The 26,197-nt window shown below is 60.7% G+C and carries 27 protein-coding genes; 11 read left to right on the top strand and 16 right to left on the bottom strand.

The window, feature by feature from the left end:
* Positions 1-4: 4 nt before the first annotated feature.
* Positions 5-460 (top strand): c-type cytochrome, encoded by a 456-nt coding sequence (locus V1471_RS15565; RefSeq protein ID WP_434289924.1) that lies wholly within the window; start codon positions 5-7, stop codon positions 458-460.
* Positions 461-475: 15 nt separating this feature from the next.
* Here V1471_RS15565 and V1471_RS15570 read toward each other — a convergent pair whose 3' ends face one another.
* The gene (locus V1471_RS15570; protein ID WP_434289925.1) at positions 476-1,174 is read right to left on the bottom strand and encodes a winged helix-turn-helix domain-containing protein; all 699 of its coding nucleotides are present in this window, start codon (positions 1,172-1,174) and stop codon (positions 476-478) included.
* On the bottom strand, positions 1,146-1,433 hold the full coding sequence (locus V1471_RS15575; protein WP_434289926.1) for a hypothetical protein: 288 nt from the start codon (positions 1,431-1,433) through the stop codon (positions 1,146-1,148). The genes V1471_RS15570 and V1471_RS15575 overlap by 29 nt, the downstream gene beginning before the upstream one ends.
* Positions 1,434-1,627: 194 nt before the next feature.
* Here V1471_RS15575 and V1471_RS15580 point away from each other — a divergent pair, with 194 nt between their 5' ends.
* From V1471_RS15580 to V1471_RS15590, 3 genes are all read left to right on the top strand, one after another.
* Complete coding sequence (locus V1471_RS15580) at positions 1,628-2,098, top strand: hypothetical protein (RefSeq protein ID WP_434289927.1); 471 nt, start codon at positions 1,628-1,630, stop codon at positions 2,096-2,098.
* Positions 2,099-2,217: 119 nt separating this feature from the next.
* Positions 2,218-2,856 (top strand): ribonuclease HII, encoded by a 639-nt coding sequence (locus V1471_RS15585; protein ID WP_434289928.1) that lies wholly within the window; start codon positions 2,218-2,220, stop codon positions 2,854-2,856.
* 102 nt (positions 2,857-2,958) lie between these two features.
* Positions 2,959-4,071, top strand: coding sequence for a site-specific DNA-methyltransferase (locus V1471_RS15590; RefSeq protein WP_434289929.1), 1,113 nt, complete (start codon positions 2,959-2,961; stop codon positions 4,069-4,071).
* Positions 4,072-4,245: 174 nt separating this feature from the next.
* On the opposite strand, the gene V1471_RS15595 is transcribed toward V1471_RS15590, so the two are convergent.
* Together V1471_RS15595 and mutY are read right to left on the bottom strand one after the other, a co-directional pair.
* Entirely contained in the window at positions 4,246-5,379 is a 1,134-nt protein-coding gene (locus tag V1471_RS15595) for an alkane 1-monooxygenase (RefSeq protein ID WP_434289930.1), read from the bottom strand.
* Positions 5,380-5,418: 39 nt separating this feature from the next.
* Positions 5,419-6,468, bottom strand: coding sequence for an A/G-specific adenine glycosylase (gene mutY, locus V1471_RS15600; protein ID WP_434289931.1), 1,050 nt, complete (start codon positions 6,466-6,468; stop codon positions 5,419-5,421).
* Positions 6,469-6,582: 114 nt separating this feature from the next.
* Between mutY and V1471_RS15605 the strand changes: the two genes are divergently transcribed.
* Both V1471_RS15605 and V1471_RS15610 read left to right on the top strand, forming a co-directional pair.
* Positions 6,583-7,119 (top strand): DUF721 domain-containing protein, encoded by a 537-nt coding sequence (locus tag V1471_RS15605; protein WP_434289932.1) that lies wholly within the window; start codon positions 6,583-6,585, stop codon positions 7,117-7,119.
* Entirely contained in the window at positions 7,116-7,853 is a 738-nt protein-coding gene (locus tag V1471_RS15610; RefSeq protein WP_434289933.1) for a DsbA family protein, read from the top strand. Before V1471_RS15605 ends, V1471_RS15610 begins: the two co-directional genes overlap by 4 nt.
* A gap of 3 nt (positions 7,854-7,856) precedes the next feature.
* Here V1471_RS15610 and lpxK read toward each other — a convergent pair whose 3' ends face one another.
* The 3 genes from lpxK to V1471_RS15625 are packed head-to-tail and all read right to left on the bottom strand — an operon-like array spanning position 7,857 to position 10,396.
* A complete protein-coding gene (gene lpxK, locus V1471_RS15615) occupies positions 7,857-8,846 on the bottom strand; it encodes a tetraacyldisaccharide 4'-kinase (RefSeq protein WP_434289934.1) in 990 nt (329 codons plus the stop codon).
* Entirely contained in the window at positions 8,843-10,138 is a 1,296-nt protein-coding gene (locus V1471_RS15620; protein ID WP_434289935.1) for a 3-deoxy-D-manno-octulosonic acid transferase, read from the bottom strand. Before V1471_RS15620 ends, lpxK begins: the two co-directional genes overlap by 4 nt.
* Before the next feature lie 12 nt (positions 10,139-10,150).
* The gene (locus V1471_RS15625) at positions 10,151-10,396 is read right to left on the bottom strand and encodes a DUF4170 domain-containing protein (RefSeq protein ID WP_434289936.1); all 246 of its coding nucleotides are present in this window, start codon (positions 10,394-10,396) and stop codon (positions 10,151-10,153) included.
* Between the two features lie 118 nt (positions 10,397-10,514).
* Here V1471_RS15625 and V1471_RS15630 point away from each other — a divergent pair, with 118 nt between their 5' ends.
* Positions 10,515-11,360: an HAD-IIB family hydrolase gene (locus V1471_RS15630; protein WP_434289937.1), complete on the top strand. Its 846-nt coding sequence runs from the start codon at positions 10,515-10,517 to the stop codon at positions 11,358-11,360.
* A 3-nt stretch (positions 11,361-11,363) separates the two neighbouring features.
* Positions 11,364-12,584 (top strand): glycosyl transferase, encoded by a 1,221-nt coding sequence (locus V1471_RS15635; protein WP_434289938.1) that lies wholly within the window; start codon positions 11,364-11,366, stop codon positions 12,582-12,584.
* Positions 12,585-12,587: 3 nt separating this feature from the next.
* Here V1471_RS15635 and V1471_RS15640 read toward each other — a convergent pair whose 3' ends face one another.
* The 3 genes from V1471_RS15640 to V1471_RS15650 form a co-directional block, all read right to left on the bottom strand.
* Positions 12,588-13,379: a 3'(2'),5'-bisphosphate nucleotidase CysQ gene (locus V1471_RS15640; protein ID WP_434289939.1), complete on the bottom strand. Its 792-nt coding sequence runs from the start codon at positions 13,377-13,379 to the stop codon at positions 12,588-12,590.
* Complete coding sequence (locus V1471_RS15645) at positions 13,366-14,709, bottom strand: TldD/PmbA family protein (protein WP_434289940.1); 1,344 nt, start codon at positions 14,707-14,709, stop codon at positions 13,366-13,368. The genes V1471_RS15640 and V1471_RS15645 overlap by 14 nt, the downstream gene beginning before the upstream one ends.
* Before the next feature lie 92 nt (positions 14,710-14,801).
* Positions 14,802-16,346 (bottom strand): hypothetical protein, encoded by a 1,545-nt coding sequence (locus tag V1471_RS15650; protein WP_434289941.1) that lies wholly within the window; start codon positions 16,344-16,346, stop codon positions 14,802-14,804.
* A 113-nt stretch (positions 16,347-16,459) separates the two neighbouring features.
* Here V1471_RS15650 and V1471_RS15655 point away from each other — a divergent pair, with 113 nt between their 5' ends.
* The 3 genes from V1471_RS15655 to V1471_RS15665 are packed head-to-tail and all read left to right on the top strand — an operon-like array spanning position 16,460 to position 19,001.
* Positions 16,460-17,215, top strand: coding sequence for an SDR family oxidoreductase (locus tag V1471_RS15655; protein WP_434289942.1), 756 nt, complete (start codon positions 16,460-16,462; stop codon positions 17,213-17,215).
* Positions 17,212-17,826 (top strand): enoyl-CoA hydratase/isomerase family protein, encoded by a 615-nt coding sequence (locus V1471_RS15660; RefSeq protein ID WP_434289943.1) that lies wholly within the window; start codon positions 17,212-17,214, stop codon positions 17,824-17,826. Before V1471_RS15655 ends, V1471_RS15660 begins: the two co-directional genes overlap by 4 nt.
* Positions 17,823-19,001, top strand: coding sequence for a TIGR03862 family flavoprotein (locus V1471_RS15665; protein ID WP_434289944.1), 1,179 nt, complete (start codon positions 17,823-17,825; stop codon positions 18,999-19,001). The genes V1471_RS15660 and V1471_RS15665 overlap by 4 nt, the downstream gene beginning before the upstream one ends.
* On the opposite strand, the gene V1471_RS15670 is transcribed toward V1471_RS15665, so the two are convergent.
* From V1471_RS15670 to V1471_RS15695, 6 genes are all read right to left on the bottom strand, one after another.
* A complete protein-coding gene (locus V1471_RS15670; protein ID WP_434289945.1) occupies positions 18,985-19,983 on the bottom strand; it encodes an LLM class flavin-dependent oxidoreductase in 999 nt (332 codons plus the stop codon). The genes V1471_RS15665 and V1471_RS15670 overlap by 17 nt on opposite strands.
* 60 nt (positions 19,984-20,043) lie before the next feature.
* Positions 20,044-21,069 (bottom strand): DNA polymerase III subunit delta, encoded by a 1,026-nt coding sequence (gene holA / locus V1471_RS15675; protein ID WP_434289946.1) that lies wholly within the window; start codon positions 21,067-21,069, stop codon positions 20,044-20,046.
* Positions 21,066-21,557: an LPS assembly lipoprotein LptE gene (gene lptE / locus V1471_RS15680; protein ID WP_434289947.1), complete on the bottom strand. Its 492-nt coding sequence runs from the start codon at positions 21,555-21,557 to the stop codon at positions 21,066-21,068. The genes holA and lptE overlap by 4 nt, the downstream gene beginning before the upstream one ends.
* Positions 21,544-24,108, bottom strand: coding sequence for a leucine--tRNA ligase (gene leuS / locus V1471_RS15685; protein WP_434289948.1), 2,565 nt, complete (start codon positions 24,106-24,108; stop codon positions 21,544-21,546). The genes lptE and leuS overlap by 14 nt, the downstream gene beginning before the upstream one ends.
* A gap of 98 nt (positions 24,109-24,206) precedes the next feature.
* Entirely contained in the window at positions 24,207-24,776 is a 570-nt protein-coding gene (locus V1471_RS15690; RefSeq protein ID WP_434289949.1) for a DUF3576 domain-containing protein, read from the bottom strand.
* Between the two features lie 145 nt (positions 24,777-24,921).
* Positions 24,922-26,091 (bottom strand): porin, encoded by a 1,170-nt coding sequence (locus V1471_RS15695; RefSeq protein ID WP_434289950.1) that lies wholly within the window; start codon positions 26,089-26,091, stop codon positions 24,922-24,924.
* Positions 26,092-26,197 lie beyond the last annotated feature (106 nt).

Here is a 26,197-nt window from a genome sequence, read left to right on the forward strand (position 1 = left end):
AGACATGTCTCTGTTGAAACCCCTGATCTGCGCGCTTGCGCTTGTCCCGGCCTCCCTGATGGCGGCGGACCAGCCCTCGCGTACCGCGCATACGAATTACATTTTGCGCTGCGCTGGCTGTCACGGGTTCGAAGGCGGCGGTACGCCGGAGGGCGGGATTCCCGACTTCCCGAACAGCGTCGGCTATATTGCAGGCACCGAGTTGGGGCGTACCTACATGATGCATGTGCCCGGCGTGGTCGGTTCGTCCCTGAACAACGCCGAGATCGCCGAGGTGATGAACTATGTGCTCGACGTCTGGGGAGAAACCGACAGCGGCGAGGCGCTGGTGTATTTCACCGAAGAAGAGGTCACCCGCCGCCGCGCCGAACCTGTCCCCGATGTGGTCGCCTATCGTCGCCTCGCGGTGGATGAGTTGGCCGCGATGGGCATCACCGTCGCGGACTATCCCTGGCCTTAAACGGGGCCCTGACGGTCAGACCATCTTGATCACATCGCGCGGACAGGCCAGCATATAGCCCTTCCGCGCGATGTTCTTGACCAACAACTCGCTCACCATCTGATTGCCGAGCGTATCGCGCAGCCGTTTGATCCGCGTCGCCCCCGCCGCCTCCTCGCAATCCACGGCATTCCGGCCCGAGATCACCGCCTCGATCTCCGCCCCCGACAACACATCGTCGTCCAAACGCGCCTCGGCCAGAACCGACAGCGTCTCGATCGCCGCAGGCGTCAGTTTGAACTCCATGTTGTTCAGGTAAACCGTGTTCTCCGCCCGCGAGATCAACAAGGACGACACCTCGATCCCCCGCTTCTCGATCTCGCTCATCCGTCGGTTCAGCGCGATGATCACGACAAGAAACACCAAAGCCGCCACAAGCAAGGCGGTCGCAAACACCAGAAGCACGAAAATCACCATCCGGTAGGAATTCAGCACACCGGAAAACGACGTCCCCGATTGCGCCAGAATCTCCAGCAGTTTGATTTCCGCCTGCGTCGTCAGATCGTTCTCGACGAAAATCTGTTCCACCCGCGTGTTGAACGCATTCGCATCCGGCAGGTTCACGAACAACAACACGGCCGCGACCAACAGAATCGCGACAATCGCCACGATCCCGTAAATCGCCACCCGCGACACCTTCCGGCTGTCAGTATCGGAGGAAATATTTGCCAGCATCGGCCTTTACCTCGCCCAGTTTCTCTTCCGGGATCATCGCGACGATGGACAAAAGGTGCCAGCCCTCTTTTTCAAGACGCGGCGCCAAGGCTTTGGCCGCCGCCTCTTTCGTACATTGATTGTCGCCCACCTCGGCCACGCCGAAATGCAGCTTGAGCGGATTGTCGCGCTTGGCCTTGTAACTCGCGTAACAGGAGGCCTCGGCCAGCCCCGGCAGGGCCACAAGCGCGACGAGAAGGGGGAGAAGGTGCTTTTTCATGCTCGCGATCCTGTGAGGATTGCGGATGTTATTCAATAGCAAAGCCGATTTTCGCCGATGACACCCCGTTGTTATCCGATGACATCCCGCTGTTATTGAGCGATGTCCACAAAAACGACCATCACCGTCCCATCACCTCTTTCGCCCACCCACAGATCGACAGGGCGAGGCAACAGGATCTGAAAGGACGACCGATGAAACTCACGAAATTCACCGCAGGGCTCGTAGCGCTTTCCATCGCCACCGCCGGTTTCGCCGCCGCCCCTGCGCGCGCCGGCGACAATGACGCGGCTCTGGTTCTGGGCGGGCTTGCGACGCTCTTCGTGCTCGGCAAGGCGCTCGACGACAAGAACAAGGACAAGGTCGCCGTGAGCACTTCGCGCTATCGCGACGGTCATCGCAATGAGCCCTGGCAGGACCGTAATCGTGGCCGGGATTTCGGCATCCCGAACCAATGTGTCGCAAGCGCCGGGCAGGGGGGCAAAACGCGCCTCGTCGCCTTTGAGAACTGCATCGAGCGCGACCGTCGCGCCCAGGTGCATCTGCCCAAGGCCTGCGAGACCCGGGTGAAAACCCGTCAGGGCAAGGTCGATGCCTATGATCTCGGCTGCCTCACCAATTTCGGCTACCGCGTCGAACGTGTTCGCGACACCCGCCACAACTGAGTTCCATAACGAGCAGAATCGCGCGGTTCTCATGTTCCCATGGCCGCGCCACTTGGCGGGTGAGACCTCTCACCCGCTTTTTTCTTGCGCCGCTGTCGGGCTTCGGCTTCACAGGGGGGATGACAAAGACAACTCCAGATTTTTCCTTCGAAGAGGCCGCAACCCGTCGCGGTTATGCCCGGATCGTGGGCGTCGACGAGGTGGGCCGTGGTCCGCTGGCCGGTCCCGTGGTCGCCGCCGCCGTCTGGCTCGACCCGAGCCGCATCCCCTCCGGTCTCAACGATTCGAAAGCGCTGACCGCCAAACGGCGCGAAGCGCTTTATGACGAAATCCTCGCCGTGGCCGATGTGTCCATCGCCTCCTGTTCGGTCGAGGAGATCGACGAAATCAATATCCTACAGGCCTCTTTGCGCGCCATGGAGCGCGCCGTCGCGGGGTTGGCGGTCAAGGCCGATTACGTTTTGGTCGATGGCAATAAGGTGCCGTCTGCCTTCGGTCTGGATGCCGAGGCCATCGTCAAAGGCGATGCGCGGTCTTTTTCGATTTCGGCGGCCTCAATTGTGGCCAAAATATGGCGCGACCGGCTGATGGTGGATTTGGCGCAACAGTACCCCGGCTATGGCTGGGAAAAGAACGCGGGTTACGGCACCAAAATCCACATGGAAGGTCTCCAAAATCTTGGTGTGACACCACACCATAGGCGTTCGTTCAAACCCGTCCACAACATCTTGTATCAAGACAAAAACATAAGTGACTGATTCGAAAAAGAAATTGACGTGGAATCCCCGATGACTCATCTTGAGACCCATAAATGACGTCAAAAATGGCGCGTTAAAACGACGTCCCTTAAGGGGCGCGATATGAGGCAGAAGATGAAGACAACGATCCGCAAGGGGGCGAATTCGCTCCCGCTCAATGAGATATTGCCCGGCGATTGCATCGAGGTGATGAACGCGCTCCCCGAAGAGAGCGTCGACCTGATTTTCGCCGATCCGCCTTATAACCTGCAATTGCGGGGCGATCTGCATCGCCCGGACAATTCCAAAGTGGACGCCGTCGACGACGCCTGGGACCAGTTCGACAGCTTCAAGGTCTACGACGATTTCACCCATGAGTGGCTCAAAGCCGCGCGCCGCATTCTCAAACCGAATGGCGCGATCTGGGTGATTGGCTCCTATCACAACGTCTTCCGCCTCGGTGCCGAGCTTCAGAATCAGGGCTACTGGATTTTGAACGACGTGGTGTGGCGCAAATCCAACCCGATGCCGAACTTCCGCGGCAAGCGTCTGACCAACGCCCACGAAACCCTGATCTGGGCGTCGAAAAACGAAGCGGCGAAATACACCTTCAATTACGAAGCGCTCAAGTCGCTCAACGAGGGCATCCAGATGCGCTCCGACTGGGTTCTGCCGATCTGCAACGGCGGCGAGCGTCTCAAAGACGACAATGGCGACAAGGCCCACCCGACGCAAAAGCCCGAGAGCCTTTTGCATCGCGTGATCCTCGGTACGACCAACCCCGGCGACGTGATCCTCGATCCGTTTTTCGGCACCGGCACCACCGGCGCTGTGGCCAAGATGCTGGGGCGCGAGTTCATCGGCATCGAGCGCGAAGAGAAATATCGCGAGGTCGCCGAGAAACGCATCGCCTCCGTGCGCAAGTTCGACAAGGAGGCGCTGCGTGTGACGGGCTCCAAACGTGCCGAGCCGCGTGTGCCCTTCGGTCAGCTCGTGGAACGCGGCATGCTGCGTCCGGGCGAAGAGCTTTATTCGATGAACGGGCGTCAAAAGGCCAAGGTGCGCGCCGACGGCACGCTGATCGCCAATGACGTGAAAGGCTCGATCCATCAGGTCGGTGCCCATCTCGAAGGTGCGCCGTCCTGCAATGGCTGGACCTACTGGACCTTCAAACGCGATGGCAAGACCGTTCCGATCGACGTGTTGCGCCAACAGATCCGCGCGGAGATGCAGTAACGGCGCAGTAACGGCAGAGCGGGATAAGTGTCCGACAAAAGTCCGACACTTATCCGACGCAAATCCGACAGGGGAAATTCCCGAAATTCAGAGTTATCGCCTGGTGCCTGCGGCCTGACTACGCGGCACCACCTTGGCCCCGCTGTGTCTGCGCAGCGGGGCTTTTTTTTGCGCTTAGAGCCGGGGCAGAGGGTTGGTGCCGTTCTTGTAAGGCTCCCAGTCCTCGAAGGTTTCGAGGTCCGGGTAATACTGGCTACGCCATTGTTTTACCTTGGGATTCATCATCCTTCGCCACAGCGGCGGCACCATCGCGACCACGCCCATGACAGTGTAGCCATAGGGCAATTGCGGGGCTTCGGTCTCGTCGTAAGTCTGCAAAAGAGGAAATCTGCGGTCGGGCTTGTAATGGTGATCCGAGTGGCGTTGAAGATTGATCAAAAGCCAGTTCGTCGCCATATGCGCCGCATTCCAACTATGATGCGGTTTGACATGCTCATACTTCCCATCCCCCAGATGCCGCCGGGTGAGCCCGTAATGCTCGACGTAATTGGTCAGCTCGAGCTGCCATATCGCCACTAAAGCCTGCCAGATAAAGAGAAAAAACCCAGTTGTGCCACCGATCAGAGTGGCGACAATCAGCATCAGAATCTGCAGTGTCCAATAGCGGAAATGCGGGTTTTTCGGGTTCCAGGCGGACAATCCTTTGCGCGCCAGCATTGCCTTTTCCGCCTCCCAGGCAGACCGCGGGCACTCCCGGAGAACGCGCAGGAAATAACGATGAAACCCTTCATTATAAAGTGCCGTGACCGCATCGCGCCGGGTGCCAACGTGCTTGTGGTGGACGAGCAGATGTTCGGTCCGGAAATGCGAGTAAAGAACTGAAGCCAAAAGCAAATCCCCAAGCCATCGCTCCATGTTGTTGCGCTGATGGCAAAGCTCATGGGCATAGACCATGCCCGTTGTGCCGGACGAGACGCCAAGCCCGAAGAACAGAACGATGGTTTCGAGTGTCGAGAGATGATCCGTATGGGTCACGAACCAGATCAGCGCAAAGATGTTTACGAATTGCACCGGGAACCAGATGATGGTGATGGCGCGATACCAGAAAAGTTCGCTTTCCGGTGTGTTCGGGTCAGGATTTTCGGTGTTCAGGCCCAGAATTCCGTCCAGAAAGCCAAACATATACCACGCGTAAAGCGGCACGATGATCACGGTCCAACCGCCAACAAAGGCACCAAGCCATATGAACGGGATAAGCGTCAGCGAGAGCCAAAACGGCACTGCGTTGCGAAAACGGATTTCGGCCATGTTCACGGGGTGATCTCCCTCGGTCGCCTTACGAATGGCTCAAGTTTCAAGGCTGAGCTGTGCGAGGTCAAACGCCTTTCGCATCACCGTTGGCAAATCGGAGGGTTTAAAGGCGTTATTCCCCTTCAAAATGCAGGTTTCGGGCGGATTTGTCACATGAGAGGCGGCATGGACCCTCAGGATCAGATGGAAGTGGGTAAAGGTATGCCGTACCTCGCCGAGGTCCTGCCAGTTGCCGGGAAAAGGCGGAGCGGGCGGGTGCGCCTCCTGCCATTCCGTGCCGGGCCAACCCATCATACCGCCCAGAAGCCCCTTTTCGGGTCGCTTTTCCAACACCCATTCGCCCGCTTCCGTGCGTCCGACATAGGCATGCCCGTGCCGGGTAGGTTTCGGCTTTTTGGCAGTTTTTAGCGGGAATCGAGCCTGATCTCCGATGCGACGAGCCTCGCAACTGGACGTCAGAGGACAGATGCCACAGGTCGGAGATTTCGGGGTACAGATCGTTGCGCCGAGATCCATCATGGCTTGAGCGTAATCCCCAGGACGGTTTCGCGGTGTGAGCGTCTCCGCAAGTTCCGTGAGTTCGGGCTTGGCGGCGGGCAGAGGCGTTTCGACCCGAAACAGGCGCGAAACCACCCGTTCGACATTGCCGTCCACCACAGTTTCCGGCAGGTCGAAGGCGATGGAGGCGATCGCCGCCGAGGTATAGGGACCGACGCCGGGTAGGGACTGCAATGCGACCCTAGTTTTGGGAAAAATGCCATTGAAGTCGTCTCGGATCATCCGCGCACATTTCAACAAATTGCGCGCGCGGGCATAATACCCAAGCCCCGCCCATTCACCCATCACACGTTCGTCCTCGGCATCGGCGAGATTTACCACCGTGGGCCAGAGCGTTGTAAAACGTTCGAAATAGGATTTGACCGCCGCAACAGTGGTTTGTTGCAGCATGATCTCCGACATCCAGACCCGGTAGGGATCGGGCGTGACACCGGTAGCCCTCTCCGCAGGCGATATGCGCCAAGGGAGCACCCGCGCATGGGTGTCGTACCAATCGAGAAGCGCCGTTGCGGTGTTTTCGTGTTTCATCCCGTCACGCAATGTTTAGGTCCTGTCATCCGCTTTCTTCTGGCGCCCTGCGCGCGCACCTCTAAAATAGACGGAAGACAGGCAGACACCAGCCCGGGAAATCAAAGGACAAGCATGACGAGCGCGCAGACAGAGGCCAGAAGACGCAAGCGTGGGTTCGAACGTACCTCCGGTCTTTTGCAGACGCGCATTCGCGAGGCGTCCGAGGCGCGGGGCTTTTCCGAATCCCGACTTCTGACCCATTGGGAAGAGATCGTCGGGGAGGCTACTGCGGCGATGTCGCGCCCTGTCAAAGTCTCCTACGCCAAGGGTGGTTTCGGGGCGGTGCTGACGCTTTTGACGACGGGTGCATTTGCGCCAATGGTTCAGGCCGAACTGCCGAAAATCCGGGATCGGGTGAATGCCGTTTACGGGTATAACGCGATCAGCCGCATCCATGTGACACAAACCGCGCCGACGGGGTTTTCCGAAGGGCGTGTTGCATTTCATGGTCCTAAACCCAAACAGAAACCGGAAATCACGCCGGAAACCAAGGCCGAGGCCCGTGTCCTGTCGGAAGGAGTCCATGATGAGGCTTTGCGTCAGGCACTCGAAAAATTCGCCGGAACATTCCTGACCCGGCAGCACAACAAACCGAAGGAAGAGAAATGAACCGCCGCACATTCATGATCACGACCGCTCTCGCGACGCTGGGCGCGGGGCTTCTGCCCTCTGCCGTCACCTCCTTTCTGGTGACACCGGCGCAGGCTGAGGACATGCCGGACACCTCTGAAATTTTCGATCTGACACTTGGCGACAAGGATGCACCGCTGGAAGTGATCGAATACGCCTCTTACACCTGTCCGCATTGTGCGAACTTCCATTCTCAGGTCTTCGAGCCTCTCAAGAAAGATTACATCGACACGGGCAAGGTGCGTTTCATCTACCGCGAAGTGTATTTCGACAAATTCGGCCTCTGGGCGTCCATGGTGGCGCGTTGCGGTGGCGAGATGCGCTATTTCGGTGTGCAGAAAATGCTCTACGACGAGCAAAGCGACTGGATTGCCGGTGGCAAGGATACGATGCAGATCGTGGAGAACCTGCGCAAGATCGGCAAACGGGCCGGGCTTACGGATGAGAATCTCGATGCTTGTTTGAACGATGGCGATATGGCTGAAAAGCTTTACGCGAAATTCACGGCTGAAGTCGCGGAATACGATATCAATGCAACTCCGACGCTGGTGATCGGCGGCGAGCGGTTCTCCAATATGAGTTATGACAAGCTGAAAGAAGTTCTCGATGCGAAGCTCGAAGGCACGGCAGTTCCCGAGGATGCGATGACCCCGGAAGAGGCCCAAAACAAAGCCATTGTGGACGGGCTCGTCGAGACTTTGGGCAAAGACTAAGCCTCAGAGGTCAAGCGCCTCAAGACGGGCGTCGATCTCTGACCAATCCGGGATTTCAAGCCTTACAGGCAGAGTTACAACCTTCATGCGAAAGGCGCGGGGCAGACGCACCGCGTCTTTTTCTGTTGTGACCATCTGGGCCCCAAGGGCCAGAGCCTCGACCTCCAACCGCTTCATCAGCGGGACGGAGAGCGGTTGGTGATCCTTCAACGCTTCGGTGCGCAGCAGGTTGGCCCCCAGCCCGGAGAGGGTTTGGAAGAACTTTTCGGGATGGCCGATCCCGGCGAAGGCCATGACATTCTGCCCCTGCCAATCGAGGCCGGTGGGCAAAGGCCGCAGAGCCGCTTTCACACGTGGCACAGAGACAAATCCGGCCCAATTCACCTCAAAACGGTCCTGAGAGCGATCATCGCCGATTGAGATCAAGACATCGCCCCGCACGATGCCCGTCTGGATGGGTTCGCGCAGGGGGCCGGCGGGGATCACCCGTCCGTTGCCGAAACCGCGCCAGGCATCGACCACGATGAGGGTCAGATCCTTTTCGACCGAAGGGTTTTGCATCCCGTCGTCGAGCAGGATGACATCGGCTCCCTCGGCCTCCGCCATCCGAACACCGGCGGCGCGGTCCTTGGCGACCCAGACAGGGGTAAAGGCGGCAATCAAAAGCGGTTCGTCGCCGACCTCATTGGCGTCGTGCTTGCGCTCATCGACGCGCACCGGACCTTCGAGCCGCCCGCCGTAACCGCGGGAGACGACGTGCGGCGTGTGGCCCCGTGCGATCAGCCGTTGCACAAGGGCGATGGCGGTGGGCGTTTTGCCGGTGCCGCCCGCGTTGATATTGCCGATACAGATCACCGGCACGCTGGCCTTGTAGCCGGTTCGTGCGACGCGTTTGGCGGTCGCGCGGGCATAAAAAGCCGAAAGCGGGGAGAGGAGGCGCGCCTGCCAGCCGGGGGCGTCTTTTGGATTGGACCAGAACAGTGGCGCTTTCATCGGGGGCGTCTTTCGTGAAGATCGAGAATGTCCTGCACGAGGGCAGAGACCCGATCCGTGACCTCTGCACCGGTCGAGGCAATCTCCCAAGCGGCGGCGGCCATCAGGGCGGCCTGATCCGGGGACATCAATCGCCCGAGCTCCTCGCCGAGCTCATGTCCGTCGCGGACCTGACGTGTGGCGTTGCCGGTGGCGAGACGGGCGTAGGCCGTGGCGTTGGCGTCGACATGGGGGCCATGCAGAATGGCAGATCCCATGGCGGCGGCGGGATACGGATCGGTGCCGCCAAAGGGCACGAGGGAGCGCCCGAGAAAGCTCACCGGTGCAAGGCGGTGCCAAAGCCCGTCCTGATCGGCGGGGGAGCCGGTCAAAACGGCGATTTGCAGGGCTTCGGAGATGTCCTCATCCGGGCCAAGAGCGATGGCGTTCAGCCCGGCGTCTTCACATTGCGCAAGCACGCCGTCAAGCGTCGCAGGATCGGACAGTGACATCACCAAGAGCAACCGATGCGCACGTCGCAATGCGCTTTTGTGTGCCCTGAGCACGTTGCTCAGCTCCGACAGTTCCACCTGTGCCGCGAACCAACAGGGCCGCGTGCCGATGTCTGCGGACCGGCGCGACAGGGTTTCATCATCGATGATTGGCGCGATGCCGCCTTCTTCGAGAAATCCAAGACGCTCGATCTGCGCTGCGTCAAGACCGGCTCGCCGCCACAATCCAAGGCTTTCCGAGGAGGCCGTGATCGCATGATCGAAACATTTCAAAACCGAGTTGCGCAGGCCGGGAACCGGCGTGGGCAGGTCAAGCGTGCTCGGGCTGTGCGGCGCTTCGATCGAGAGGCAGGGCACGCCGTCGTCATGTGCCGCGCGCAACAGCGTCGGACGGAACCGGCCACCGATCCAGATCAGCCCGTCGGGGCGCCAATGGGACAGGAAACGCCGCACGATGGCGCTTTCATCCTCAGGAGCATCGGTAAAGATGGCCCCGTCTGGCCTCTGACCGTTCGGGGGATGCACACCGGGGCTCATGGTGATGACACCGACAAGATCGGGGCGATCCTCGGCGATCCGGGCAAAAAGTTCGACCGCTGGGCCGAGCGCGAACTGGGTCGCGGCATGCAGCCACAACACTTCGCCGCGAGGGCGGGACGGCAAATCGAGAGCCAGTCGCGCATCCCGCGCCTGGCGTGTCAGCGTGCCTTCGGACAAGAGGCGGTCCAGACGTTCGGTGTGACGCCGTTCGGACCGCCCGTTCAGGCCGGAGTAGAGCAGAAAGGGAAGGGGTCGGGCCATCTGGGCCTGCCGTTACGCTCCGAACTCTTCGGTCGGGGAGGTGTGTTTCTCCTCGTCGCGAAGGCGATGCAGATGGGCGATGAAATAGCGCATATGGGCGTTGTCCACGGTGCGTTGGGCCTCGGCTTTCCAGGCGGAATGCGCGGTCTCGTAATTCGGGAAAATCCCAACGATGTGAATATCATCCACGTTGCGGAATACGGTTTTGGACGGATCGACAAGTTCGCCGCCGAACACGAGGTGCAGTCTTTGTGCCATGGAATATCTCCCGGATGTGATGAGGCGCACCCTAGTCCAATCAGAATGGGGGTCAAGCGGCCTCGAAGGTCTGCCTAATTCTTGGGCGTTTTCTTGCGGGGATACGGGATTTTTCGCATTGGCGGTTTCCCTTATCTGCCTCAAAGGTCATCATATCGCCATGACGACGGACTTCACCGCTCCCCGCCTGATCGTGTTTTCCGATCTGGACGGCACGCTGCTCGATCATGGCAGCTATTCCTGGGCCCCCGCAAAACCGGCTTTGCTCCGGATGCGCGCATTGGGTGTCCCGCTGGTTCTGGCAAGCTCCAAGACCGCTTTCGAGATCGCCGATCTTCGGCGTGAGATGGGGTTTTCCGATTGCCCGGCCATTGTCGAGAACGGTGCAGGGATTCTGCCGCCGGGGGAGGAGGTGCCGACGGATCGCAGCGCTCATGTCGCTCTCTTGAACGCTCTTGCGGAATTGCCCGCCGATCTGCGCGCCTGTTTCACCGGATTTTCCGACTGGAGCGTGGCGGAGGTTGCGGAGAACACGGGTTTGCCTTTGGCACAGGCAAGGCTTGCGGCGCAGCGACAGTTTTCCGAACCGGGGCTTTGGTCCGGGACACCGGAGGCGCAACAGGATTTCGAGACGATTCTGGCCGAAAAGGGCATCGCTGCGCGGCAGGGCGGACGTTATCTCACCCTGTCTTTTGGCGCGACCAAAGCGGACCGCATGGCCGACATCGTCGCGCGCTATGATCCCCGTCCGGTCACCATGGCTCTGGGCGATGCGCCCAATGATGTCGAAATGATCGAGACAGCCGATTTTGGCACTGTCGTTATGAATTCATACGGGCCGGGTATCCCGCCCCTTGCGGGAGAGGCTGAGGGTCGGATCACGCGCACGAACGTGCCCGGACCGGAAGGTTGGAACATTGCGGTGCTCGAACGCATTGCACAAGACTACAAAGAGAAAGGCTGACAAATGGCGGATTTTCATCAGGGCGGTCATGTGGCGACGCTGCACAACCTGCGTATCAATTCCGAAGAGGACCTGAGCCGGGAACTCAATGCCTTTGCTTCCTCCCGCAAGATCACGCTGATCCTGCCGTCGCTGTTTTCCGAACTGGAAGGCGAGGCACTGCCCAATATCATCGACGAGTTGAACAAGGTGGATTTCATCCATCGCATCGTGATCGGCCTCGACCGTGCCACCGAGGAGCAATATCGCTACGCGCGTAAATTCTTTTCCCGACTGAGGGCCGATCATGTCGTGCTCTGGAACGACGGGCCGCGGCTTCGGGCGGTGGATGCGCGTCTTAAGGAGCTGGAACTGTCTCCTTCCGAGCCCGGCAAGGGGCGCAACGTGTGGTTCTGTCTCGGCTATACGATCTCGCGTGCCGACAGTGCCGTGGTGGCCGTACATGACTGCGATGTCGTGACCTATTCGGCGGGGATGCTGGCGCGACTGGTCTATCCGGTGGCCAACCCGACCTTTCCCTATCAGATGTCCAAAGGGTTCTATCCCCGTGTCGCCGATGGCAAGCTGAACGGGCGGGTGACACGGCTTTTGGTGACGCCGATGATCCATGCGCTCGCGAAGGTTTTGGGGCCACAGGACTTCCTCGATTTCCTCGCCGATTTCCGCTATCCGCTCGCGGGCGAGTTCGCCATGCGGACCTCGATCCTGCCCGATATGCGCATCCCCTCCGATTGGGGGCTTGAGATCGGGTTGTTGTCCGAGGCCTGGCGCAACCTCAGCCCGCGCGCGGTTTGCCAAGTCGAGATTTCCGACCGCTACGATCACAAACATCAGGACCTTTCTCAGGAGGATGCCACCACCGGCCTGTCGCGCATGTCGGTCGACATTTGCAAGGCGCTCTATCGCAAGCTCGCCGCCGATGGCACGGTGTTTTCCGAAGAGATCTTCCGCTCGATCAAAGCCACCTATTATCGCGGTGCACTCGATCTCATCGAGACCTATTTCAACGACGCGCGGATGAACGGGCTGCATGTCGACCGTCATGTCGAAGAACAGGCGGTCGAGCTTTTCGCGAACAACATCATTCAGGCGGGCAATGTGTTTCTGGAAAACCCGATGGAGACGCCGTTTATCCCGAACTGGTCGCGGGTTCATGCCGCCGATCCGGATATCATCGCGGCCATGGCGCGCGCCGTGGCCGAGGATATGGACGACTACAAATAGTCGCTATTTGAGGCGTGCGAGGATCGCCTGCGCCAATTGCGGGCATCCCGCCACCATGCCGTCGAGCTGCGGCACGGGTTGGTTGAACACGGGGCGTTGACCGAGCAGGTCTGTGACCTGGCCCCCGGCTTCCGACAGGATCAGAGTGCCGGCCGCCACATCCCATTCCCAGGTCTTGCGAAAGGTGAACATCGCGTCATAGCGACCCTGCGCCACAAGCGTCAGCCGGTAGGCGAGCGAGGGGCGATATTTATGAATGAATTTCGGGGTGCCACCGCGCCAATGCTCGTCTTCCAAATGCTGACGCGGGGCAAGAACCGTGGCCCCGTCGAGATCGCAGCGTGTGCCGGCCATCATCGGGGCGTCATTGAGATAGGCCCCTTCGCCTTTGACGGCATGAAACAACCGGTCCCGCAGCGGCAGGTAAACGACGGCTGCGATCACCTCGCCCTCCTCGGCAATGGCCAGAGAATGCGCCCAGTTGCGGTCGCCATGGATAAAGCTGCGCGTGCCGTCGATCGGATCGACGATGAACACGCGCTTGCGACCAAGCCGTTCTGACGTGGTGTCGACGGTTTCTTCCGAAAGCCAGCCATAGTCCGGGCGTTCCGACAGCAGATATTCGTGCAGCATCCGGTCCACGGCCAGATCGGCCTCGGTCACCGGGCCTTGCCCGCCGCCTTTGTCCCAGACCTGCGGGTCCGCCTGCCAATAGGGGCTGGCGATCTCACCCGCGTTGCGCGCGGCCTCGATCAGCAGCTCCAGATCGTCTGTCACGGTGTCAATCTCCGGCAAGTGTCATGCCTTCGACCAACAACGAAGGCACGACACGGCTCAAATGCAGACGCGCGTCATTGGCGGGGACCAGCGTCATCAGCATCTCGCGGAGATTGCCCGCGATGGTGCATTCGTTGACTGGATAGGCGATCTCGCCGTTTTCGACCCAGAACCCGCTCGCCCCCCGCGAATAATCGCCGGTGGTCGGGTTGATCGACGCGCCGATCATACCGGTGACCAAAAGCCCGGTGCCCATGTCGCGGATCAGCTCTTCGCGGCTCTTCTCACCCTGCGTCAAAGCCACGTTGCCCGACGAGGGCGACGGCGGGGACGACACGCCCCGCGCCGCATTGGCCGTGCTCTCAAGCCCGAGTTTGCGCGCGGTGGCAAGGTCCAGAACCCAGCTCTGCAAGACGCCATCTTGCACCAAAGCGCGCTTCGAGGTCGCAAGCCCCTCGGCGTCGAAGAGCTTCGATCCGGAGGTGCGCGGGCGGTGCGGGTCCTCGATCAGCGACATCCCTTTCGGCAAAATATCCGCCCCCATGGCATCGCGCAGCCAGCTTGCGCCGCGGGCAATCGCCGTGCCGTTGATCGCGGCCAGAAGATGGCCCACGAGCGATGCGGAAATCCGTTCGTCGAACAAAACCGGATAGGTGCCGGTCTTGGGTTTCTTCGCGCCGATACGTGCAAGAGTGCGTTCGGCGGCGAGACGCCCGATCTCTTCGGGGCTGAACAGGTCCGCCCCGAAAATCCGGCTGTCCCCGTAATAATCGCGCTCCATCCCCGTGCCTTCGCCGGCGATGGCGACGGTCGAAATCATCCGGTCGGTGCGGGTGTAGCCTCCCGAGAACCCATTGGTTGCAGCGAGATGGATGCGACGTCTGCCATAGGCGGCGGAGCTTTCCACCTTGGTGATCCCGCTCTGCGCCAGTGCCGCAGCTTCGGCGCGCAGGGCATCGTCTTTCAAAGCTTCGGGCGAGGGTTCGTCGGAAGGGTCGAACATCTCGAGCGCGGAAATGTCGGTGTTGGCGGCGATCTGCGACGGATCGGCCAGACCGGCGGTCGGGTCCTCGGGCGCCAGACGCGCCATGGTCACCGCGCGCTCGGCCATGGTCGCGAGCGTTTCGGGGCGGGTGTCGGAGGCGGAGACACAGGCCTGACGCCGCCCGATCAGCACCCGCAGCCCGATGTCGACGCCCTCGGAGCGCTCCGCCTGCTCGAGTGCGCCCTGACGCACCCCGATGGACAGCGAGGTGCCCTCGATCGCCAGAGCATCGGCGGCCTCGGCCCCGGCCTTTTTCGCGGCTTCAAGAAGCGCCCGGGTCAGTTCCGAAAGATCTCCTGCCATGGCGTGCCTCCATTGTTCGCGCTTTCCATCTCACAGATGCAATTAGGCCGCTTGCGCGCGTCACGCAAGCGGCCCGCCGTCTTTCTGGTGTCTCAGAACGGCAGCGGCTGGCCGTTGGCGATGATTGCACCGTCTTCGGTCATCTCGATCTCGGACACCAACTCACCCGGTGTTGCACCCGGACGGGCAAACAGGCCAAGCATCATCTGCGCCGACATGGCGGTGTCCGGCGGCAGGATGCCGGTGGAGGAGAGCTTGGTGATCAGATCGGTTACGCCGTTCAGCGTCAGGTTCAGCTTGCCGGCAAAGGGCGGCATGCCGCCGGGCATCTGAGGCTCCTGATCGAGGAAATGCCCCGCACCATTCCCCGCCACGCTCGCACCGGCAAGTGCGAGGTAAATTTCCGGCAGGGCAAGGGTTTTCACCTCGAAGGGCATCTCTTCGGCGTCCTCTTCCTCGAGCGCCATCAGGGTCTCGAAATCGAACAGGTCGACGTCGCTGTTCAGGGTGCCCTCGAAGGCCAGGCGCAGGTTTGCCGGATCGTGCGGAAGCTGGCCGGTCGGATCGGCGATCATCCAGGCGATCTCCGGCAGGACGAGGTCCTTGAACCCGATCTTGGCGCTGAATGGCTGGTCCTCTTCGGAGGCGGCCAGCGGGAACAGCAACGCTACGGAATATTCTGCCAAGGAGACGGCGACCTGCCCACCGGGGATTTGCGCACCGGCGACGGTGACATCGAGATCGCCAACCGCGACATCATAGCCGATCGAGCCGCCTTTGAGCGTGACGTCCAGATTGGACGCGCCGGTCGCGGCCCGGATGTCCATGTTAGAAGACGGTTCCTCCCCGGTGATTTTCACGAAGGAGGAGCTGTCCGCCATCGTCATGGCGACATCCATGGTGCTTTGGCCGAGCAAAGTCGCGATCATGTTGTCACTGCTGGCCTGGGGCAGAAGGATCGAGCCCTTGATCGCAAGCGTATTGCCGATCAAGCCCATATCTATGGTGCTGCCTTCGCCGTCGTCGATCTGGTCCACGTCATAGGTCAGCGTTGCGGCCGTCAGGTCCATGTCGGAGGACAGACTGTCGCCCTTGCGGACCACGGTGGAAGTGCCGGAAATGCCAGCGAATTTTCCGGTCACCCCGGGCTGGACCGTCATGCCATCGACCACCACCGGTTCGGAGGACATCGTCATCGCGGCATCCTCGAGGGTGTAGAGCATATCGTTGGGGGAGCCGGACACGATGGCCTCGCCGATATAGGTCACGGTGGAGCGGGTCTCGACGGTGTCGCCTTCCTCCGTGCCGGGCTCGGTCGGTGCGGTCATGACCGAAGTCATCGGTTCGGGGAACCACATGGCGACCGTGCCGCGGCGACGTTCCTGGAACCGGATCTCGGGTACGGTGGTGGTGTCCGAGACCGAGGCCTCGCCCATGTCGATGTTCATGCTGTAGACCATGTTGCGCACGACAAGAGTGTCGCCGTCACGGCTCACTTCGGCCGTGGGGGTCATGCCCATGCTGGTCATCATGTCCTGGTAAGACGCCCAGACCTCCTCAGGTGTGACATCGGCAAAAACAGGACTTGCGGTGAGGCAAGTCGTGGCGAGCGCGGAGGCCCAGAACATGGAACGCATGATAAATCTCCTCAAACAGTTGCGCCCACAGTTTCCTGCTTTGCCTGAGGGGTCAAGACTGGAACCCGGTGAGTTCACGGCATAAACTCCCCTGAAACGAGGGAGGTTGGATCATGTCGCAACTGATGGGGAAGACCGCTTTGATCACCGGGGCAAGCCGGGGGATCGGCGAGGCGACCGCACGGCTCTTTGCCGCCGAAGGGGCGAACGTCGCGCTGATCGCGCGCAGTGCTACCGATATTGCACGGATTGCTGGAGAACTCGGGCCAAAGGCCTTGGCCGTGCCTTGCGATATTTCCTCCTACGCCGAACTCGATCAGGCGGTGACAAAGGTCGAGGAGCATCTCGGCCCGATCGACATTCTGGTCAACAACGCGGGGGTGATCGACCCGATCGGCGCGCTCGCCGAGGTCGACCCGGACGATTGGTCGCGCCTCATCGACATCAATGTCAAAGGTGTGTTCTACGCCATGCGTCGGATCGTGCCGGAGATGGTGGCGCGCGGCGGCGGCACTGTCCTGACAGTTTCTTCCGGGGCTGGGCATCGGCCAATCGAGGGTTGGAGCGCTTATTGCAGCTCGAAAGCCGGGGCGGCAATGTTGACCGCGATGCTCGATCTCGAAGAGCGCGACCATGGCATTCGGGCCATGGGGCTGTCTCCGGGTACGGTTGCGACCCAGATGCAGCGGGAGATCAAGGCCTCTGGCATCAATGCCGTGAGCAAACTCGACTGGTCCGATCACATTCCGCCGGACTGGCCAGCGCGCGCGCTTTTGTGGATGTGCGGGGCTGAGGCCGACACGCATTTGGGCGAGGAATTGCAACTGCGGGACGAAGCGTTCCGCCGCCAACTTGGATTGATCGCATGATAGACCTGACCCGTGACGGCGCGCTTTGGACTGTGACCCTGAACCGGCCTGAAAAGGCCAATTCTCTGACCTCTGCCATGTTGTCCGATCTGATCGGGATCGCGCAGGAGGCACGAAGCGCGGCGAAGGTGTTCGTGCTCACGGGGGCTGGCAAGGTGTTTTCCGCAGGCGCTGATCTCGACGAGGCGCGGGCGGGGCTTGCCACGTCTCCGTTGTGGGAGGACCTGTCCGGGGCGATTGCCGATTTGCCTTGTCTTACGATTGCGGCGCTCAATGGCACCTTGGCGGGCGGGGCCTTTGGCATGGCCTTGGCCTGTGATTTCAGACTCGCCGATCCGGGAGCCAAATTCTTTTACCCAGTGATGAAGCTCGGTTTCCTGCCACAGCCGTCGGACCCGAAACGCATGGTGACGCTGATCGGACCGGCACGGGCCAAGATGATTCTGATGGCGGGGCAAAAGATCACCGCCGATGAAGCTCTGTCCTGGGGCTTGGTGGACCGTCTGGTGTCCGCCGCCGATCAGGGAGCCGCCATCGCTGACCTGTCAGAGACTCCGCTGGCCGCCTCCCCTGATCACATCGCGGGGATCAAGGCGCTGATCCGCCCGTGACCCGGGCGACAGAACAGGTCGACGCTCTGGTCGTCGGCGCGGGGCCTGCCGGTCTTATGGCGGCGGAGGTGATCTCTGCCGCAGGGCATTCCGTCATGGTGGCGGAGGCGAAACCCTCGCCCGCGCGCAAATTTCTTATGGCCGGGAAGTCGGGCCTCAATCTGACCAAGAACGAGCCGATGGCGCCTTTCCTGAACGCTTATGCGCCGCTGCATCCGAGCCTTTGCGCCGCGCTTGAGGGGTTTGGTGCGCAAGAGGCGATCGCTTGGGCCGAGGGGCTCGGCCAAGAGATGTTTACCGGTTCGTCTGGCCGGGTGTTTCCCAAGACGATGAAGGCGTCCCCTTTGTTGCGGGCCTGGCTTACACGCTTGGAGGAGCAGGGCGTTTCTTTGAAGCGCAACTGGCGTATGGTTAACCTAGGGGATGCCGTGGAGTTCGAGACGCCGCAGGGGGGCGTTTCCGTTCATGCCAAAACCGTCATTCTCGCCCTTGGCGGCGCAAGTTGGGCCAGATTAGGCTCGAATGGAGCTTGGGTCGACATGGTGTCTCCCTATGCCGAAATTGCGCCTTTCTCGCCTTCGAATGTCGGGCTTTTGCTTGAATGGACGCCTTACATGGCGCGTCATTTCGGTAAGCCCGTTAAGGGGGTAAAGCTGACTGCGGGGCGATATGAAAGCCGTGGGGAATTCGTGATTTCAAAACACGGTCTTGAAGGCGGCGGCATTTATGCGGTGACGCGCGGGTTGCGCGAGGGGGCGCCATTGCTGCTCGATCTTTTGCCGGATTGGGGGGATGAGAAATTAAAACAGACCCTAATCCAGCGAAAACAGAAAGAAACCCTGACGAATTTTCTCAAACGTGTGCTGCGTCTCTCGCCGGTAAAAATTGCGCTTGTGATGGAGATTGCGGGACCACAGCCCGCTGATCTTGTGAGTGCGCTGAAGGCGCTCAAGATCCCTGATGCCCGGCTGCGCCCGATGGACGAGGCCATCTCGACCGCCGGTGGCGTACGCTTTGAAAGCCTGTCAGAAAGGCTCGAATCCAGCACAAGACCGGGTTTGTTCTTTGCCGGAGAGATGCTCGATTGGGATGCCCCGACAGGCGGCTATCTTTTGACCGCCTGTCTCGCGACCGGGCGTCTGGCCGGGCAGGGTGCACTTACACGCCTTTCATGACCTCGGAGGCGATCTCGAAAGAACGCAGCCGTTTTTGAGCGTCGTGAATGTTGGCGGCAAAGATCACTTCCTGCGGTTGGTAGCGGTCGATCAGCGCGCCGATCTTGTCCTTGACCATCGCTTTCGTGCCGGTCGCAGAAACGGCGAAAATCGCATCGAGCGCGGGAAGGAACCGGGAGGGAACGACGGAAGAAATATCCTCGACCGGACGTGGCAGCTTGCCGGGCTTGCCCATGCGCAGATTGGCGAAGGTCTGCATCATCGAGGAGCGCAGATAGACCGCTTCCTCGACGGTTTCGGCGGCAAAAACATTGGTCGCGAGCATGAAATAGGGCTTGTCGAGATATTCGGAGGGGCGGAAGAGATCGCGATAGATCTTCACCGCATGATCCAGAGCGGCGGGGGCGAAATGCGAGGCAAACGCATAGGGCAGGCCCAGAAGCGCGGCCAGTTCCGCGCCATAGGTCGAGGAGCCAAGCATCCAGACCGGCACATGGGTCCCGGTCCCGGGAAAGGCGCGCACGGCGGCGTCCTCGGGCATGTCGCCGAGATAGGCCATCAGCTCCTGCACATCTTGTGGGAAGGTTTCGCCATTGGCGTGACCGGGCATGAGATTGCGCCGGAGCGCGCGCGCCGTCGGCATATCCGTCCCGGGCGCGCGTCCGACGCCGAGGTCGATCCGATCTCCGTAAAGCTCGCGCAGGGTGCCGAAGGCTTCGGCCACCTGCAAAGGCGCGTGGTTCGGCAACATGATCCCGCCCGCACCGATCCGCATCCGTGTCGTATGCGCCCCGATATGCCCGATCACCACGGCGGTCGCTGCCGAAGCGATCCCCGGCATGTTGTGATGCTCGGCCAGCCAGTAGCGGTTATACCCCCAGTCCTCGGCATGTTGCGCCAGATCGACGGAGTTCTTCAGCGCTTGTGCGGTGGAAACGCCTTCGGGGACGGGAGAAAGATCGAGAAGGGAATAGGGGATCATGTGCGGCTCCTTTTGTTCCAATCTGGGATGTTTTTGCCGCCGTTCAAACTGCGTTTGCGCTCAGCGCCGTTGCGCCAACATGGCAAGCCGAATGAGCGCCCGCTCCATCACCGCCATGGTCGGGGCACGCGAGGCCGAACGCAGGGTCAGGTCCGTGTCGGTCAGAATGCCGAGCGCGGTTTCGAGTTTGTACATGCCCCAGTTCGAAGCCTGCCGGGTCATCCGGTCGCGCCGCGGGCCGAAAATCGGCGGACGGGCGGCCGCGATGCCGGCGGAGGCCCCATTCGGGTGGGAGGCGGCGGCATGGAGGCTGCGAAAATGGCGCATGGTGAAAATCGAAAGCGCAACGGGGTCGATCCCTTGCCCTGCCAGTTTCACCATCAGCGGCCCCAGTTCGTTTGCCCGCCCCTCGGCCACCACATTGAGCATGTCGTCCACCTCGGCCTCTGTGGTCGCAGGCGCGCAGTTCTGGACATCCTCGCTGGTCACAGGGCTTGGGTCGCCGATCTTGTAGAGCGCGAGTTTCTCAAGAGTCTGGCGAAAATCGCCGGGATCGAGAATGCGGGCGAGGGCTTCAATGTCTGTCATCGCCTCACGCGAAATGTTGCCAACCCCGGCCTTGCCGAGCGTCGCCTCGATCTCCGCACGCGAAGGCGGATCGGCATAGATCGCGATGGCGTAGGCGCTTGGGTGGCCGTCGAACAGCTTGCGCAGTTTCGAGGTGGCCTTGAGCTGACCGGCGGTGACGACGATCTGGGCATCGCCCTCGCGCCAGTCGAACAGCGCGTCCTTCACCGTGTCGCTGACCTGATCGGTGGCGTCTTCGACAAATGCGACGCGCGGACCGGGGAAAAACCCCTGTTCTTTGATGGCATCGAGCAGAAGCGTCTTGTCCTTGCGCAACTCGCCCCCGGCGATCCGGGTCAGTCGCATTTCCTCTTCGCCCTGCTTGCCGATCAGCCCCTCGATCACCTCTTGGCGGCGCAGCGCGATCCGCATGGCGTCGGGGCCATAGAGCAGCACCCCCGCTTTGCCCGGGTCGGGTTTGGCGAAATAGGACAGGGCGTCTCGGGCGGCGAGTTTCATTCGGCGGGAGTGGGCGCTGCAAGGGTGATGATCTGGCTGACCATCTGATCGGCGAGGATCACCATGAGCCGGGCATAGGCATCGCGCGACGCGGTCAGCGTGTCGACCGACGAGCCGGTGGCGGAGTAGCTGGTGAAGCTGGAGACGAAGCGCGCGATGAGAGGCTGTCCGGTTGCGATGTCGAGAAGCGTATAGTTGACCTGACCTTCGACATGATAGCGCAGGATTTCCTGATCACGGGTGATGCCAACCTGCGACTCGGAGGTCGAGATTTTATAGGCGAGCCGGTAAAGTGGCGTCTCCGAGGAGCCGAATTGTTCGGTCAGCCGCTTGTTCAGATTGTAGCTTTCGCGATCCCACGGCGCGTCGATATCGACCTTGCCACGGAGCAAAGCCCCGGCGCCCCCCGGCCCGTAAGCCGGGGAAAAGCCGCAGCCCGTGAGGGCTGCGAGCGAGATCAGGAAGGTTCTGCGATCAAATGACGACATTGACGATGCGGCCCGGTACGACGATGAGTTTCTTCGGCGACCCGCCATCGAGCGCCTTTTTCACAGCATCGTTTTCCAGCACCAGCTTTTCAACCTCTTCCTTCGGCATATCCTTGGGAACGGAGATTTCGTCGCGGCGTTTGCCATTGATCTGGATCGGCAGTGTCACCGTATCCTCGACCAGCATCGCCTCATCCGGCACTGGCCAGGCGGCCTGAGCGACAAGCCCTTCACCACCCAGCATGGACCACATGTCTTCCGCAAGGTGCGGCGTCATGGGGGACATAAGCTGAGCCATGGTCTTGAGCGCAAAGCGTTTCGCCTCGCGACCCGCCTGAGACTTGGAGATCGTGTTGGTGAAGCCATAGAGCTTGGCGATCGAGGCGTTGAAGCCAAAGCTTTCGATGCCTTGAGTGACCTCGAACATCGCCTTGTGCGTGGCGCGCAGAAGTTCCTCGTCGCCCGTGCCTTGCTCCGGCGTGGCATCGAGTTCGGCGGCCAGACGCCAGACGCGGCCAAGGTGTTTGCTGGCGGCTTCGGCGCCGGAGGCGGTCCATTCCACGTCGCGCTCCGGCGGAGAATCGGAGAGCACGAACCAGCGCGCGGTGTCGGCGCCGAATTGTTTGATGATCTCGACCGGGTCCACCACGTTGTTCTTGGACTTGGACATCTTGGCGGAGGGGACGATCTCGACTTCGGTGCCATCTTTCAGGAAACCCTTGCCGTCGCGCAGTTCGACCTCTTCCGGATAGTGATACTTCGGACGGCCATCCGCACCTTGGGTCTTGTAGATCGCGTGGGTCACCATGCCTTGGGTGAAGAGCGCATCGAACGGCTCGCGCGCGCTGTCGGGCAGGTGGCCGGTCTCGTTCATCGCACGGGCGAAGAAACGGGAATAGAGAAGGTGCAGAATTGCGTGTTCGATGCCGCCGATATACTGATCGACGTTCATCCAATACTCGGCGTCTTCTTTCACCGTCGGCGTCGTGGCATGCGGCGCGGTGAAACGCGCGTAGTACCAAGAGCTGTCGACAAAGGTGTCCATCGTGTCGGTCTCGCGCAGAGCTGCGCCGCCGCAGTTCGGGCAGGTCGTGTTGCGCCAGGACGGGTGGCGGTCCAGCGGGTTGCCGGGGATGGAGAAATCAATCGCCTTGCCGTCTTCGTCAAAGGGCAGCTCGATCGGCAGGTTTTCTTTCTTTTCCGGAACCACGCCGCAAGCCTCGCAATGCACCACCGGGATGGGACAGCCCCAATAGCGCTGACGCGACAGGCCCCAATCGCGCAGGCGGAACTTGGTCACGCCGTGGCCCACACCGTTGGATTCGCAGAAATCGACAGCGCTGTTCACGCCCTGCTCGCCGGTTTGAAGCTCCTCGCCCGCGAAACCGCGAATGTATTTCACGGTCTCGGATTTCAGCGGCACGAAGGCCTCTTTGTCATTGAGCGCGCCATCGGCAGGCTCGAACACATAGTTGATCGGCAGGCCGTATTTGGTCGCGAAATCAAAGTCGCGCTGGTCATGCGCGGGGCAGCCGAAAATCGCGCCCGTGCCGTAATCCATCAGGATGAAGTTGGCGATATAGACCGGCAATTCCCACGACGTGTCGAAGGGATGGCGCACGGTCAGACCGGTGTTGAGGCCCAGTTTTTCGGCCTTCTCAATCGCTTCTTCCGTGGTGCCACCTTTGCGGCATTCCTCACAGAAGGCGGCAATCTCCGGGTTCTCGGCGGCCAGTTCTTTGGCCAGCGGGTGATCGGCAGAGATGCCCACGAAAGACGCGCCCATCAGCGTGTCGGGACGGGTGGTATAAACTTCGATTCGGTCGTGATGCGCGGGAGCGTTCGTGAGCGAGAACGCGAACTGAAGACCGCGCGATTTGCCGATCCAGTTTTTCTGCATCGTTTTGACCTTGTCCGGCCAGTTGTCCAGATGGTCGATGGCTTGCAGAAGATCTTCGGAATAGTCGGAGATCTTAAAGAACCACTGGGTGAGTTCCTTGCGCTCGACCGGCGCGCCGGAGCGCCAGCCGCAGCCGTCGATCACCTGTTCGTTCGCCAGAACGGTCATATCGACCGGGTCCCAGTTCACGGTGGCGTTCTTGCGATAGACCAGACCCTTTTCCAGCATGTCGAGGAACATCGACTGCTGTTGTCCGTAATATTCCGGGTCGCAGGTGGCAAACATCCGGGTCCAGTCGATCGAGAGGCCCAGCGGCTTCATCTGATCGACCATCGTGTCGATGTTGTTATAGGTCCATGTCTTCGGATGCCCGCCTGAGGCCATCGCGGCGTTTTCCGCCGGCATGCCAAAGGCGTCAAAGCCCATCGGGTGCAACACGTTGAACCCGGTGGAGGATTTGTAGCGCGCCACCACGTCGCCCATCGTGTAGTTGCGGACGTGACCGATGTGGATGCGACCCGACGGATAGGGGAACATCTCAAGCACGTAGTACTTCGGCTTGCTCTCGTCGCGCTTGGCGAGGAACACGTCGGCCTCATTCCAGGCAGACTGCCATTTCGGTTCGATCTCGCTGGGCGCGTAGCGGCTCATGTTCACATCCTTCGTCTCAGACAAACGCCGGGCAGGAGGCCCGGCGTGGTCATAAATCCTTGGCTCTCCGGGGTCCAGAGGGCTTGTTTGTCCGGGTGTCACTTGCCCGCGCGCAATTGTCGTGCGCGGGTGAGGATCGCGTCCTCGACGGCCTGAATGGTGTCCTGACTGACCGCACCACCCTTGGTATAGAGCGACACGTTCAACGTCCGGGCATCCAGCGCCGGATCGGTGACATGGATCACCGCGCGATAGGCGCGCCCGCTACCCGGCGGCGTGCCATAGCCGGTGATGATCACACCTGTAAAGGGATCGGCCTCTTGCACGGGCAGGAAGGAGAGCACGTCGAGTGCTGCGTTCCAGATGTATTTGTTGACCTGAACCGAGTCGGACACCGATCCGCGCCCGCCGCCAAAAAGGGTCCGGCGTTTCGGGTTTTCGATCACGATGGTCTCGCCGTTCGGGATTTCGACGACCTGACCGGTGGATTTCGTGTCTACGGTCTGCGTGGCGCCGTCTGTGGTCACCACGGTCTCTTTCTTGCCGCCGGAAAACGGCAGGGAGCCGAAGCTGTCGCCGACAGAACCGACGGAATCGAATGCGCCACAGCCCGAAAGCGTCAGCATCGCGGCCACAGAGGCGGCCAGTACATGGGTTGGGCGAAACATCAAGCGCTCCCTCTCAAGACATCGCGGCAACCGTATCGCCCGCCGGGCCAAGGGACAAGGCCCCAAGTGCAGGGAAGCGTGCGGGAAAAGAAAAGGGCCGCCCCGAAGGACGGCCCAATCTTTTGTTCTTCTGAACTTCTAAGAATTAGAAGGCGAAGGACAGAGCCAGCGTGGTGCCATACATCAGCTCGTAGCCGCCAACACCGGTGTCGATGTCGTCGAGGTCGCCGGACTCGTCGTAGTTGGTCGCATCAGCGTAAGACGCCAGGAAGGACGCGCCGCCGCCGAGGTCGTACTCAGCCACGATGTAAGACGCGAAGTCGTTGTCGTCCGTGTCATCACCGTCGATGTAACCGGCAGTCACAACCAGGCCCATGCCGAAGTCGTAAGCACCTTCGATGGCGTACTCTTCTTCATCGGCGATGTTTTCGTAGTAAGCGGCAATGGTGATCGGACCATCAGCATAGTCAACAGACACACCGTAGGCGTCATCGTCAATGCCAGCGATGTCAAAGTTGTAGGTGGCATAGTAAGCGCCGAGCGTAACCGGACCAATCGGGTAGGAAACGTCGATGCCGTAGCCGGTTTCGTCGAGCAGACCGTCCACGTCAATGTTTGCAACAGTGAAGGTGATTTCTGCACCGCCGAAGGAGGTGCCGAGAGTCAGGGCGGTCAGGCTAGCGTCTTCGTAACCCATCAGCTCGTCGTCGTAGAACACGCCTGCGGTCACAACGCCGAAGTCTCCACCGAGGTAGAGTTGGGCGTTTTCGAGGTCGCCGTCGTTGGTGCCTTCACCTTCAGCGTCGTCAACCATCACGAAGGACAGGGCGCCTTCGAATTGGCCGTACTCAGCGGTGACGAGCACGCCAGCAGTTGCGTCTTCGTCGTCGGAGTAGTCGTCCGCTTCATCAAACGGAGCGAAGTAGTCGTTGTCGTAGAGCGCGGACACGCCGGAGAAGGAGGCGTAAGCGGTGTCGACGTCACCGAAGGACAGGGAGAACATGTCGTTGGACAGGGAGACAACCCAGTCAGAGGAGTCGACGGTGCCCATGGAGAACGTGCTGTCGGTCGTGGACTCGAGGTCGATGTCGAGCGAAGCGGACGCGGTCCAGCCGTTGTTCAGCTCTTGGGACAGGTTCACGTAGAGGCCAGCGTCGTAGTAGAAGCCGTCGTGGTAATCGTCGTTGTAGCCGATTTCTGCGTCACCGGACCAGGTCACTTCAGCGGAAGCGGCGCCAGCAAGAAGGGCGATCGCTGCGGAAGAAAGAAGGATATTTTTCATTTTTTCCCTCGTGGAATTTTGAATATCAGGCATGCCGGCTTACCCGACACATGGTCAGAGGAATGCGCCGAAGCGGGCTTTGGGTCAAGAAAACGCGAGGTGGCGGGCATAGCTCTCTGAAAAATGATGCAACTTAGCC

The organism is Celeribacter sp. SCSIO 80788, assembly GCF_051054295.1.
Classification (GTDB): Bacteria; Pseudomonadota; Alphaproteobacteria; order Rhodobacterales; family Rhodobacteraceae; genus Celeribacter.